The organism is Paraburkholderia sp. RL17-347-BIC-D (assembly GCF_046027915.1).
Lineage (GTDB): Bacteria > Pseudomonadota > Gammaproteobacteria > Burkholderiales > Burkholderiaceae > Paraburkholderia.
In genome coordinates, this window is sequence record NZ_JARESS010000012.1 from 172800 (window position 1) to 185433 (window position 12634).

General features: G+C 63.8%; 11 protein-coding genes. 7 read left to right on the plus strand and 4 right to left on the minus strand.

Annotated elements, in window-relative coordinates:
• Positions 1-181 precede the first annotated feature (181 nt).
• The 6 genes from P0D96_RS18685 (at position 182) to P0D96_RS18710 (ending at position 7036) form a co-directional block, all read left to right on the plus strand.
• On the plus strand, positions 182-1594 hold the full coding sequence (locus P0D96_RS18685; protein ID WP_408314727.1) for a GH1 family beta-glucosidase: 1413 nt from the start codon (positions 182-184) through the stop codon (positions 1592-1594).
• 61 nt (positions 1595-1655) lie between these two features.
• Positions 1656-2894, plus strand: a complete 1239-nt coding sequence (locus tag P0D96_RS18690) for an ABC transporter substrate-binding protein (RefSeq protein WP_408281750.1) — start codon at positions 1656-1658, stop codon at positions 2892-2894.
• Between the two features lie 9 nt (positions 2895-2903).
• Positions 2904-3845 (plus strand): carbohydrate ABC transporter permease, encoded by a 942-nt coding sequence (locus P0D96_RS18695; RefSeq protein ID WP_132382447.1) that lies wholly within the window; start codon positions 2904-2906, stop codon positions 3843-3845.
• Positions 3845-4762, plus strand: coding sequence for a carbohydrate ABC transporter permease (locus tag P0D96_RS18700; protein WP_408281748.1), 918 nt, complete (start codon positions 3845-3847; stop codon positions 4760-4762). Before P0D96_RS18695 ends, P0D96_RS18700 begins: the two co-directional genes overlap by 1 nt.
• 22 nt (positions 4763-4784) lie before the next feature.
• On the plus strand, positions 4785-5930 hold the full coding sequence (locus tag P0D96_RS18705) for an ABC transporter ATP-binding protein (protein ID WP_408314728.1): 1146 nt from the start codon (positions 4785-4787) through the stop codon (positions 5928-5930).
• Between the two features lie 50 nt (positions 5931-5980).
• Positions 5981-7036 (plus strand): LacI family DNA-binding transcriptional regulator, encoded by a 1056-nt coding sequence (locus tag P0D96_RS18710; RefSeq protein ID WP_408314730.1) that lies wholly within the window; start codon positions 5981-5983, stop codon positions 7034-7036.
• 42 nt (positions 7037-7078) lie between these two features.
• On the opposite strand, the gene P0D96_RS18715 is transcribed toward P0D96_RS18710, so the two are convergent.
• Positions 7079-7936 carry a PA4780 family RIO1-like protein kinase gene (locus tag P0D96_RS18715; RefSeq protein WP_408177091.1) on the minus strand — a complete coding sequence of 286 codons (858 nt, stop codon included), beginning with the start codon at positions 7934-7936 and terminating at the stop codon, positions 7079-7081.
• Positions 7937-8643: 707 nt separating this feature from the next.
• Here P0D96_RS18715 and P0D96_RS18720 point away from each other — a divergent pair.
• Complete coding sequence (locus tag P0D96_RS18720) at positions 8644-10356, plus strand: SulP family inorganic anion transporter (RefSeq protein ID WP_408314732.1); 1713 nt, start codon at positions 8644-8646, stop codon at positions 10354-10356.
• 44 nt (positions 10357-10400) lie between these two features.
• Here P0D96_RS18720 and P0D96_RS18725 read toward each other — a convergent pair whose 3' ends face one another.
• From P0D96_RS18725 to P0D96_RS18735, 3 genes are all read right to left on the minus strand, one after another.
• Entirely contained in the window at positions 10401-10748 is a 348-nt protein-coding gene (locus P0D96_RS18725; RefSeq protein ID WP_408281743.1) for a hypothetical protein, read from the minus strand.
• Positions 10749-10817: 69 nt separating this feature from the next.
• Complete coding sequence (locus P0D96_RS18730) at positions 10818-11456, minus strand: LysE family translocator (RefSeq protein WP_408281742.1); 639 nt, start codon at positions 11454-11456, stop codon at positions 10818-10820.
• A gap of 168 nt (positions 11457-11624) precedes the next feature.
• Positions 11625-12509: a LysR family transcriptional regulator gene (locus P0D96_RS18735; protein WP_408281741.1), complete on the minus strand. Its 885-nt coding sequence runs from the start codon at positions 12507-12509 to the stop codon at positions 11625-11627.
• Positions 12510-12634: the final 125 nt, after the last annotated feature.

A 12634-nucleotide genomic window follows, 5' to 3' on the forward strand; every position in this document is an offset into this window, starting at 1 on the left:
TGCCCAGCGCATCGCGGTGCCGCGCCTGCCGATACGTCTCCAGACAAACCCTGATTGCTGCGTCGAATCCGCCGCTGCTATCGTTCGCAGGTCATGTGGAAGCGCTTCCACTCAGTTTCGGACGCGGGTACGCCGGAGCTTCCACCGTACCCGGTTCAACGACCTCAGCGCAGGAGAATCCGTGGCAAACGACACATCCGCTGTATCCGACGCTCTCTCCCCCCATTCCCAGTCAGTCGCCGACCCTTTCACCCCGCCCGCGGACTCGTCGCTGTGGCGCAAGAACTTCCTGCTCGGCGCGGCCACCGCTTCGTATCAGATCGAAGGCGCGGTGAACGAAGACGGCCGCCTGCCGTCCATCTGGGACACCTTCTCGGCGACGCCCGGCAAGGTGTTGGCCGGCGACACCGGCGAGGTGGCCTGCGATCACTATCATCGCTGGGAAGCGGACGTCGACCTGCTGGCCGGACTCGGCTTCGAAGGCTACCGGCTTTCGATTGCCTGGCCGCGCGTGATGGATGCGGCCGGCGCGCCGAACCGCACAGGCATCGACTTCTACAAGCGTTTGCTGGCGCGGCTGAAAGAGAAGGGCATCGCGACCTCCGTGACGCTTTATCACTGGGACTTGCCGCAGCATCTGGAAGATCGCGGCGGCTGGCTCAATCGCGATACCGCGTACCGTTTCGCCGATTACGCCGACCTGATGAGCCGCGAACTGGCCGGCAGCGTCGATGCGTGGGCGACGCTCAACGAGCCGTGGTGCTCGGCGTTTCTCGGCTATGGCAACGGCCACCACGCGCCGGGGCTCGCCGACACGCGCTACGCCACCCAGGCCATGCACCATCTGCTGCTGGCGCACGGCCTCGCGGTGCCGGTGTTGCGCGCCAACGATCCGGCTTCGCAAAAAGGCATCGTCGCCAACATCGGACGCGGCACGGCCAATAGCGAGAGCGCCGCCGACCAGCGCGCAGCGCATCTGTTCGAAGTGCAGCACAACGCGTGGATTCTCGATCCGCTCCTCAAGGGCAGCTACCCGCGGGATCTGTTCGAGTTGTGGCCGGGCACCGAGCCGCTGGTGCTCGACGGCGACATGCAAACCATTGCCGCGCCGCTGGACTTCCTCGGCATCAACTATTATTTCCGCACGAATGTCGCGAGCGATGGCGCGCACGGTTTCAGGGACGTGCCGCTCGAAGGCGTGGAGCGCACGCAGATGGGCTGGGAAGTGTATCCGGACGGCCTGCGTGATCTGTTGACGGGATTCAAGGCCACGTATGCGAATCTGCCGCCGATCTACATCACCGAAAACGGCATGGCGTCGGACGACAAGGTGATCGACGGCCATGTGGAGGACAGCCAGCGCATCTCGTTCCTCAAGCGCCATCTCGCCGCGGTCGACCAGGCGATCAAGGCCGGCGTGGAGATTCGCGGCTATTTCCTCTGGTCGCTGATGGACAACTTCGAGTGGGCCTTCGGGTACGAGCGTCGCTTCGGTGTCGTACACGTCGATTACGCTACCCAGAAGCGTACGATCAAACGCAGCGCGGAGCTGGTGTCGAAGTTCCTGAAGGAGCGCAAAGCACGCAGTGAATAGCAGGCGGGAGCTGGTTGGTATGTCGACTTGAAACACGGGCGCCAAGCCTGGAGGAGACGGAATGAACAGCAAAAAAATGGTCTTGCGAGGCGTGGTTGCGGCACTGGCGTTGTATGGCGTCGTCGCGCAGGCGGAGCCTTTGAAGGCCAACGTGATTCACTGGTGGACCTCGGGCGGCGAGTCGGCCGCGATTCGCCAGTTTGCCGATGCGTATAACAAGGCCGGCGGCCAGTGGGTCGACAATGCGGTGGCGGGCGCCGATCAGGCGCGCTCCACGGCGATCAACCGGATCGTCGGCGGCGATCCACCCACTGCCGCGCAGTTCAATACGTCCAAGCAGTTTCACGACCTGATCGATCAGGGCCTGCTGAACAACGTCGACGACGTCGCCGCGAAAGAGAACTGGAACGGCGTGTTCCCGCAGTCGATTCTCGACAGCATCAAGGTCAAGGGGCATTACTACGCCGCGCCCGTGGATATCCATATGCCGGCCTGGTTCTTCTACTCGAAGCCGGTTTTCCAGAAAGCCGGCATTGCCGGAGAGCCGAAAAGCTATGACGAGTTCATCGCCGATCTCGGCAAGCTGAAAGCCGCGGGCGTGATTCCGCTCGCGCTCGGCGGCCAGCCCTGGCAGGAGAAAATCACCTTCGACGCGGTGCTGGCGGATGTGGGCGGTCCCGATCTCTATATGAAGGTGTACCGCGACCGCGACATGAACGCCGTGAAGTCGGACGCCTTCAAGAAAGTGCTGGCATCGTTCAAGCGCCTGCACGATTTCGTCGATGCCGGCTCGCCCGGCCGCAACTGGAACGACGCCACGGCGCTCGTGATTTCCGGCAAGGCGGGCGTGCAGATCATGGGCGACTGGGCCAAGGGCGAATTCTCCGCGGCCAATCAGGTCGCGGGCAAAGATTTCGGCTGCTTCCCCGGTTTCGGTCTGCATTCGCCGTATCTGGTCGCGGGCGACGTGTTCGTGTTCCCGAAAACGGACAATCCCACCACGATCAAGGCGCAGAATCTGCTTGCCACGGTGATGACCTCGCCGGCCGCGCAAGTCGCATTCAGCGCGAAGAAAGGCTCGATTCCGATTCGTCCTGACGTGGACGGCAGCAGTCTCGACATCTGCGCGAAGGAGGGCATTGCGATCATGAAGGACAAGTCGCGTCAGTTGCCGAATCCGGAAATGCTGCTCTCGCCTGACACGCAGGGCGCGTTGATCGACGTCATTACCAACTTCTGGAACAAGAACCAGTCGGTCGACGACGCGCAGAAAGCGTTCGCCAGTGCGCTGAAGAGCTAGGTGCGCAGCATGCACGCGCTCAAGCTGCCGGCCGCCGGGTCGAAGACACGTCAAGCGCGGCTGAAGAAGCCGCTCAAAAAGCGTTTTCCGTTCGCGGCGTGGCTGGCGCTGCTGCCGATGGTCCTGACCGTTGTTTTCGCCTATCTCGGCACGATGATCTGGACCGCGCGCGTGTCGCTCAGCAATTCGCGCACGTTTCCTTCCGGCGACTTCGCGGGCTTCACGCAATACGTGCGGCTCTTCCATAACGATCGCTGGCTGCTGTCGCTGCAAAACATCGTGATCTATGGCGCGTGCTTTATCGTGGCGTGCATGGTGATCGGTTTGCTGCTGGCGATCTTCATCGATCAGCGCGTGGTTGCCGAAGGCGCATTGCGCACAGTGTTTCTCTATCCGTACGCGATGTCGTTCGTGGCCACGGGACTCGTCTGGCAGTGGATCCTGAACCCGCAACTGGGCGCGCAGGCCGTGCTGCACAAGCTCGGTTTCGCGCACGCGCGCTTCGACTGGATCGTCGATCAGGACTGGGTGATCTACACCATCGTCATCGCGACGGTGTGGCAGGCCTCGGGTCTGGTGATGGCGTTATTGCTCGCGGGTTTGCGCGGCATCGACGACGAGTTGTGGAAGGCCGCGCGCATCGACGGCATTCCGCGCTGGCGTGTCTATGCCAGCATCGTCGTGCCGATGCTCGGGCCGTCGATCTCCACCGCTTTCGTGCTGCTGTTCGTGATGGTCGTGAAGCTCTACGACGCCGTGGTCGCGATGACGCAAGGCGGCCCCGGCACGGCGAGCGAAGTGCCGGCGAAGTTCATCATGGACTATCTGTTCGGCCGCGCCAACATCGGGCTCGCGTCGGCGGCGTCGATCGTGTTGCTGGCCACCGTGCTGGCGATTCTCGCGCCGTTCTTCTACGCCCGCAGCCGCGCGGCCTTGCGTAAGGAGGTGTGATGAACACGCTCAGTCCGCCGCTGAAAGGCGGCACGCCGGACCGCACGCGGCCGCGTCGCCGCCGCACTGCATTCACACCGGCGCGCCTCGGCGTCTACGCATTTTTGCTGACGGCCGCGCTGTTCTTTCTGCTGCCGCTCTACGTGATGCTCGTCACCTCGGTCAAGCCGATGAGCGAGATCCGCCTCGGCAATCTGCTGGCGTTCCCAGCGCATTTCACGCTCAGCGCGTGGGGCGCCGCGTGGCAGTCCGCGTGCACCGGACTCGATTGCAACGGCATTCAGGTCGGTTTCTGGAACTCGGTGCGCATCGTCGTGCCGAGCACGATTCTGTCGATCGCGATCGGCGCGGTGAACGGCTATGCGCTGTCGTTCTGGCGACCGCGCGGCGCCGGCCTGCTGTTCGGCGTGCTGCTGATGGGCGCGTTCATTCCCGTGCAGGTGATGGTCTATCCGCTCGTACGCGTGCTGGCGAGCGTGCATCTGTTCAGCTCGCTGCCGGGTATCGTGGTGATTCACACCATCTTCGGCATGCCGGTGATGACGCTGCTGTTTCGCAACTACTACGTGTCGATTCCGCAGGAGCTGTTCAAGGCGGCGCGCATCGACGGCGGCGGCTTCTGGCGTATCTTCGTGCAACTGATGCTGCCCATGTCCACGCCGATCATCGTGGTGGCGATCATCATGCAGGTGACGGGCATCTGGAACGACTTCATTCTCGGTCTCGTGTTCGCCGGCACCAAAAACCTGCCGATGACGGTGCAACTGAACAACATCATCAATACGACGACCGGCGAGCGCCTCTATAACGTCAATATGGCGGCGACCATTCTGACCTCCATGGTGCCGCTCGCGGTGTACTTCGTTTCGGGCCGCTGGTTCGTGCGCGGCATTGCATCCGGCGCCGTCAAGGGATAGGGCGATGACAAACGTGGCTAATATGGCAAACGCCGTGGACATGGCGGGCGTAGCCGGCAGTTCCGATGCGGCGGACGCGGCGGATCTCACGAATCCGGCCAACGTCGCCGTGCGCAATCTGACCATTCGGCTGGGCGCGAACACGGTGATCGAGAACCTCGATCTCGACGTGCGAGCCGGCGAATTCGTCGTGCTGCTCGGCCCGTCCGGCTGCGGCAAATCCACCTTGCTGCACAGCATTGCCGGATTGATCGACGTGACCGACGGCGCCATCGAAATTGCCGGCGAGGACATGACCTGGGCCGACCCGAAGGACCGGCGCATCGCGCTGGTGTTCCAGTCGTACGCGCTCTATCCGACCATGAGCGTGGAGCGCAACCTGTCGTTTGCCTTGCGCATCAACGGCACGCCGAAAGCGGAGATCGCGCGGCGCGTGGCGCGCGCCTCCGAGATGTTGCAACTCGGGCCGCTGCTCAAGCGCAAACCGGCGCAGCTTTCAGGCGGCCAACGGCAGCGGGTGGCGATCGGCCGGGCAATCGTGCGCGAAGCGGACGTGTTCCTGTTCGACGAGCCGCTCTCGAATCTCGACGCCAAATTGCGCACTGAACTGCGCCGCGAACTCAAGCAACTGCATCAGCGTTTGGGCGCGACGATGATCTACGTCACGCACGATCAGGTCGAGGCGATGACGCTCGCTACCCGCATGGCAGTGATGCGCGGCGGCGTGATCCAGCAGTTCGGCACGCCCGCCGAAGTCTACGCGCGCCCCGACAACCTTTTCGTCGCGACATTTCTGGGCACGCCCGCGATGAACCTGCTCAAGGGCACGCTTGAAGAACGCGAGGGCAGGGTCCACTTCAGCACCGGCCATTGGCGCCTCGACGTGTCTGCGTACCCGTTCAAGACCACGCCGGTCAACGGGTTGCCGTGCGTGCTCGGCGTTCGGGCCGAAGACGTGCGCTTGGCCGAGGGCGCGAGCGAACACGCAAAAGTTTCGCTGGTGGAGCCGATGGGCAACCACCGCGTCATCTGGCTCGACTATCATGGAGTGCAGGTCGCATCGATCGACCAGACGAAGACGCCGTTGGCGATAGGGGACACCGCGGCGTTCTCGTTCGACAGTACCCATGTCTCTCTGTTCGACGAAGCGGGCGGCGCGCGTTTGTAGCGCCGGCACGCGGCGTCACTGAAAATACAACATGCTTGACGGAGATCCGCGTGGCAACACTCAAAGATGTCGCGGCACTGGCCGGCGTGGGCATGTCGACCGCCTCGCGTGCCATTTCCGGTAAAGGACCCATCTCAGCCGATGCCGCCGCCCGCGTGAAGGCGGCCATCGAACAGTTGAACTTTCGTCCGTCTTCCATCGGCCGGGCCATGGCAACGCAGTCGCTCGGCATGGTCGGCATTTTCGTGCCGACTTTCTTCGGCTCCTACTACGGCACGATTCTCAAGCAGACGGATACCGAACTGCGCGCGGTGCACCGTCACGTGGTGGTGGCGACGGGCTGCGGAGAAGTGTCGCCGCGCGAGCAGGCCATCGAGGCGGTGCGCTTTCTGATCGGCCGCGATTGCGACGGCGTGGTGGTGATCAGCCACGATCTGCACGACGAGGATCTGATCGTGCTGCACCGCATGCACCCGAAAATGGTGTTTCTGAACCGCGCGTTCGATCAGTTGCCGGAAGCGTCGTTTTGCGCCGACCATCATCGTGGCGGCGAACTGGCGGCGCGCACGCTGCTCGATCACGGGCACCGCGACATCGCGGTGATTTCCGGGCCGTTCAGCGCCTCGGACAACCAGACGCGTCTGGAAGGCTTCTTTGCCGAACTGGCGCGCGAGGGCATTGCGCGCGACGACGTCACGCTGATCGAATCGGACTTCTCACCGGAAGGCGGCTACGCCGCCGCGCAAAAGCTGCTCGACGCGAAGCGTCCCTTCACCGGCGTGTTCTGCGCGAACGATACGATGGCCGTGAGCGCGTTGGCGCGTTTTCACCAGGCGGGCATTGCCATTCCCGACGAGGTCTCGGTGATCGGCTATGACGACGATTACTCGGCCGCTTATGCCGCGCCCGGACTCACGTCGGTGCATATTCCGACTGCGGAACTGACGCAGAACGCCGTGCGCTGGCTGCTCAATCAGTGCTACCGGACCACGTGGGAGATTTTCCGTGAGTTTCCGGTGAGCGTGACGATGCGTGAGTCGGTGGGGCCGGCGCCGGGTGTGACGGCGGCCGCGATCGAGGCGGCGCGTTTGAGCCGCACGACGTAGCGGCGTCTCGCGTGGCGGCGAAGTGCCGCCCGCGGCTAACGCTCAGGTGCCGCTGCGCAGCGACTGCTCGTAGCGCAGGCGCGCTTCTTCGTCGAGCCGTGTATCTTCCAGTTCCTGGAGCACGGCTTCGAGATCGATCGGCGTGGTGTCCAGTTCGACGCGGCCGGTCAACGCGGCGTCGACATGCAGCGCGCCCGCTTCGTAGAGCGACCAGATTTCCTTGCCGTAGCTGGTGTCCAGCAACGCGGGCGCGAAGCGGCCGAAATACGTGGCGAGGTTGTTGACGTCGCGCTCGAGCATGGCGGGCGCTTCGAGATTGCCGGCGGCGTCCACCGCTTGCGGCAGGTCGATGATGACCGGGCCGTCGGCGGCAAGCAGGATGTTGTACTCGGACAGGTCGCCGTGAATCATGCCGGCGCACAGCATGCGCACCACCTGGTTCACCAGCAGCGCATGCAAGTCGAGCGCGCGTTCTTCCGTCAGCTCGACGTCGTTCAGACGCGGCGCGACATTGCCGTCGGCGTCGGTCACCAACTCCATCAGCAACACGCCGTCGGTGCAGATGAACGGCTGCGGCACGCGAACGCCCGCGTTGGCGAGCTGGAACAGCGCGTCGACTTCGGCGTTCTGCCAGGCCTGTTCCTGCACTTCGCGGCCATAGCGGCTGCCTTTTTCCATCGCGCGCTGCTGGCGGCTGTTCTTGACCTTGCGGCCTTCGCGATAGGACGCGGCCTGGCGGAAGCTGCGCTGCTTGGCGTCTTTGTAGACTTTCGCGCAGCGCGTGGCGTCGCCGCTGCGCACCACGTACACGGTGGCTTCCTTGCCGCTCATCAACTGGCAGATGACTTCGTCGATCAGGCCTTCTTCGACCAGCGGGAGCAGACGTTTCGGAGTTTTCATGCGACCGCCGAAGGGCGGCGGGCGGCGCGGCGGCGACAAGCGGCCGGTTGCGAGGGCAGATGATGCGGGATTCGGGTCATGCCGGATTATACGGGGAGACCGCGCGGAGCATGGAAAAGAGCCATGACGGGGGTCGCGAGTCGATCGCTTCTTGCCTGATGATTCCAATGCGCGCCCGAACCGCTAGAAGCGTTCGTCTAATTGCCGGACGGTGAAAAGGAAAGCCGACTTTTCGATCGTGACGGGTGAATGGGCTCGCAACCGTTTGCGTATCGCACGCGCCGTCGAACATACGCTTCGCTACCGTTTGCGCCGCATTTTCTGCTGATATCCCGATGCGGACGATCGCGGGCGCACGCGAGATTGTTGTAGCTGCCGACACACTGATTTGCTGATTTCCAGCATTCAATTCGCATGGTGATCGCTTAAACTTGGCGGTAACAATATGTTACGGGGTGCGAGATGTTGGCCGTGTTCTTCATTGCCTGCCCGATCTGCATCGCCGCGTTGGTTGGTTTCGCGCGGCACGTGGATCCGGTGACGGGGCAATTCAAGCGTTGAATCTGTAAGTGGGTGATTTTCCGCAGCGCCATGGGGGCGCGTGATGCGGTGTTCTCTTTTCTTGAGCCGATCTCGCTACAAGTCTTGCCTTTGAGTGCCGAGTCGCGGCACGATGCGCGATAACCTGGATTAGGGCAGTATCGCGTATGCGAGAATTTCTGGCGAATATCACGGCGCGCGCCAGCGTGCTGAAGGGCGTTCTTCCCCTGAACCGCGCCGCGGCGGCGCGCGATGCGCTGGCCGGTGTGCAGCTTGCGTCGATGGATATTCCGCAAGTGCTGGGCTACGCACGCATTGCGGGCATGCCGGCCGTCACGGGTCTGTATACGGTCTTTCTGCCGCTGATCGCGTTTGCGTTTTTCGGCGCTTCGCGGCACCTCGTTGTAGCCGCCGACTCCGCAACCGCCACGATTTTCGCAAGCCGGCTCTCCACCATGGCGCCGGCGGCGAGCGCTGAATATGCCGCGCTCGCCGCGATGGTCGCCTTGCTTACCGCTGCCTTGCTGTTCATCGCGCGGATTTTCAAACTGGGCTTTCTCGCCGACTTTCTGTCGCGTACCGTGCTGGTCGGCTTTCTCGCCGGCGTCGGCGTGCAGGTCGGCATTGCGATGCTCGGCGACATGTTCGGCTTGCCCGGGCACGCCGTGCGCAGCGTCGATCAGCTTGTGCTGGTGGTGCGCGAAGCCACCCAGGTCAATCGGCCGACGCTCGCCATTTCGCTGCTGGTGGTCGTCGCCATTCTGACGTTCAAGCGCTTCCTGCCACGCGTGCCGGTGCCGTTGATCGCGGTCGTGGCGGGTATCGCCGCGAGCGATCTCTATCATTTCCCGGCCCACGGTATCGCTGTGCTCGGCCCGGTGGCGGGCGGCTTGCCACCGCTGCGCATCCCGTCGGTGACATGGCAGCAGATGCTCGATTTGCTGCCCGTGGCGGCGTCCTGCTTCGTGATGATCGTCGCGCAAAGCGCCGCCGCGAGCCGCGTGTTCGCCGAGCGTCATCACGAGCCGGTGGATACCAACGCCGACCTGCTGGGCATCGCCGCGGCCAACACGGCGGCGGCGATCTCGGGCGCCTTCGTGGTGAACGGCAGCCCGACGCAAACCGCCATGGCCGATCTTGCGGGCACGCGCAGCCAGTTCGCGCAGCTCGTGTTCGCGGCGGTGGTGGTCGTGGTGCTGCTGTTTTTCAGCCGCTTTCTGCAGTATCTGCCGCACTGCATTCTTGCCAGCATCGTGTTCACGATCGCCATCGGCCTGATCAATCTGAAGACCTTGTTTGCGATTCGCCGCGAGAGTCCCGGCGAATTCGCGCTGGCCGTGTTCACCGCAGCGGCGGTGGTGCTGATCGGCGTCGAGCACGGCATTCTGGTGGCCGTGGCGCTCTCGCTGCTGCGGCACGTGCGCCACAGCTACCGTCCGCATACGATGATTCTCGCCCCTGGCGACGACGGCGTGTGGGTGCCGGTGCCCGCCGTGCCCGGCATCCAGACCGCGCCGGGCCTGATCATCTACCGCTTCGGCGCCGACCTGTTTTACGCGAACGACCACTTTTTCGTCGACGATGCGCGCCGCCTGATCGACGCAGCCCCCAGCAAGGTGCACTGCTTCGTGATCGACGCGAGCGCGATCACCGACCTCGACTATTCGGCCTCGCGTTCGATCGGCGAGTTGATCCAGACGTTGAAAAGCGTTGGCATCAAGGTGCTCTTCGCGCGCGTGAACCGCTATTTGCGCTCGGACATGGACCGGCACGGCATCACGCCGATCGTCGAGGAAACTTGCATTTTCAACACTTTGCACGAAGCGCTGCGCACGGCCGGCGTGGAGAAGCCCGACCGGCATGTGAAAGAGGCGACGTAAGCGCTGGTTTGCGCGAGGGTGGCGCGTGGCTTTTGGCGTTGCGCTTATTCGTCTGCGAAGAAATAGCCGATGAAGAAGCACACGCCCGCGATGACCGCACCGAGCACGGCCACCGTATAAGCGAGCGCCGTGCCGTGCCACAGTCCGTCGAACCACTGATGAAGCTGCGCCATCAGCACCGCCGCATTGCCGCCGATACGCTGCAATTCGATCTGATAGCGCGGATCGGCGATGCTGTACAGGGAGACGGCGCTGTCCGGCGGCGGCGTGGTCGCATAGATGATCACGGCCAGAATCACACCGGTCACCAGCGCCGCGACGCCCGCCAGATAGAGCCGCTTCTGCCACGGCGAGCGTTGCGCTGCCGGATTCACTTCGTTGCTGCCGCTCATCGTGTTCGTCTATCCGCTTCAATCGTCACGGCGACAGTATCGCAGAGCGGCGGCCGTTTCCAGGCGCGCTCAGGTTTTCGAAGTCAGCAGCTTGATGCCGGCAATGCCGAACATGATCGCGAGCGACCCGTCGAGCCAGCGGCGGATCGCCGAGTAGATGCGCCGTGCCGAAGCGGTCGAAAACAGCACCGCGTAGCTGCTGAACACCGATACGCCGATGCACATGCAGCCGAGCACCACCGGCGTGGTGTGCGAGGCGCCGCCGGCCGGCGACATGGCCAGCGAGACGATCGACAGCCAGACCAGAATCGCTTTCGGATTGGTGAGATGCAGCAGCAGGCCACGCAGATAGAGGCGCTTGAGCGATTCGTCCTCGCGCGCGGTGCCCGTGGGCAGCGCCTTGGGACGAAACGCGGAGCGTGCCGATTTGAAGCCGAGCCACAGCAGATACAGGCCGCCGGCGATCTTGATCGCCACCAGACATTCCGAATAAGTGGCGAGTACCGCCGACAAACCCAGCGACGCCAGCAGCGCCCAGAAGAACGAACCCGATACCACGCCGAGCGCGAAGGTCAACGCGCAGCGGCGGCCCGAGCTCATCGCCAGTGACATGATCGCGAGATTGCTCGGCCCCGGGCTCGCCGTACCGACGAAGTAGGCGCTGTAGGCGATCAAAACATCGGCGGTGAGGAAGGTGCTGGCGATCATGGGCTGGACCTCGGCGGCGGGCAAGGTGTGCGGCTGGGTGCGCACAGGGGTAAAGGCGCGAACGTCACGAAGCGTCGCGCGAACGGGGATTTTGCGCTCGGCAGGCCGAATCTCACAGATACAGTTGACTGTTCCGGCAACAGCACAATCACGCAGGCGCCTGCCGGCTCACGCACCCGCCGCCGCGCCGATGCAGTCGGCGAGCGCACCCGCCACCGCCTGCCGGCTATGCCGCGGGCGCTGCACGAGGCCGATCTCCCGCTGAAACGTCGCCTCGCCGAGTTCGAGCGCGACGACCCCGGCTGGCCACTTGCCGAGTCCCGCGCTATTCGGAAGCAGCGCCACGCCGATGCCGCGTGCGACCAGTTGCACGATCCCCTGCAATTCGTCCAGTTCGATCACGTCGTGCACGTTCAGCCGCGAGCGCTGCAGAAACCGGTCGACCAGCCTGCCGCCGAACGAGGTGCGGTCGTAGCGGATAAACGGCTCGCTGCGCAGCAGTTCGCGCCAGGACCGCGCCTCGCCCTTGCCGCGCGCAAGCGCCTTGGGCACGAGCAGCACGAACGGCTCGGTGACGAGCGTGCGCCATTCGAGTTCGGACGGTAGCGCGAAGGGCGGTTTGATGACGACGGCCAGATCCAGTTCGCCGGAGTCCACTTGCCCCAGCAAGCCCAGCGACACACCGGGCACGACGCGAATGCGCCAGCCGGGACGGTCGTCGCGAAAGCGCGCGAGCGCGTCGGCGAGAAACGACACTTGCGCCGACGCGATGGCACCCACCCGCAGCATGCCGCTTTCCGCCGCGACCGCGCCACGTTCGGAGAGCCGCGCGTAGAGCGTCATCATTTCCTCGGCGAGCGCGAGCGTTTCGCGGCCGGCGTCGTTGAGCGTGGCGGAGCGGCCGGTGCGGTCGAACAGCGCGAAGCCGAGTTCCTCTTCGAGCCGCTGCATCTGCGCGCTCACGGCGGATTGCGTCAAACCGATGCGCGCGCCCGCGCCGGAAAACGTGCCGTACTGACTCACGGCGATAAAAGTCTTGAGTTCGCTCAGCATGATAGATTGATCGATTTTGGTGATGGTGAGATCAAATATATATCGTTTTTCACCATTTTTAATCATGGTTAAACTTTGCCTCACGCGTGTGGCCTTCAAGGCGCATGCACGTTCAACCCAATTCC

Bases quoted from the DNA above. Each gene is read 5' to 3' on its own strand.
- P0D96_RS18730 (WP_408281742.1), bottom strand. From the start codon at position 11,456: ATGATCGCCAGCACCTTCCTCACCGCCGATGTTTTGATCGCCTACAGC.
- P0D96_RS18700 (WP_408281748.1), top strand. From the start codon at position 3,845: ATGAACACGCTCAGTCCGCCGCTGAAAGGCGGCACGCCGGACCGCACG.
- P0D96_RS18695 (WP_132382447.1), top strand. From the start codon at position 2,904: ATGCACGCGCTCAAGCTGCCGGCCGCCGGGTCGAAGACACGTCAAGCG.
- P0D96_RS18715 (WP_408177091.1), bottom strand. From the start codon at position 7,936: ATGAAAACTCCGAAACGTCTGCTCCCGCTGGTCGAAGAAGGCCTGATC.
- P0D96_RS18720 (WP_408314732.1), top strand. From the start codon at position 8,644: ATGCGAGAATTTCTGGCGAATATCACGGCGCGCGCCAGCGTGCTGAAG.
- P0D96_RS18725 (WP_408281743.1), bottom strand. From the start codon at position 10,748: ATGAGCGGCAGCAACGAAGTGAATCCGGCAGCGCAACGCTCGCCGTGG.
- P0D96_RS18690 (WP_408281750.1), top strand. From the start codon at position 1,656: ATGAACAGCAAAAAAATGGTCTTGCGAGGCGTGGTTGCGGCACTGGCG.
- P0D96_RS18705 (WP_408314728.1), top strand. From the start codon at position 4,785: ATGGCAAACGCCGTGGACATGGCGGGCGTAGCCGGCAGTTCCGATGCG.
- P0D96_RS18735 (WP_408281741.1), bottom strand. From the start codon at position 12,509: ATGCTGAGCGAACTCAAGACTTTTATCGCCGTGAGTCAGTACGGCACG.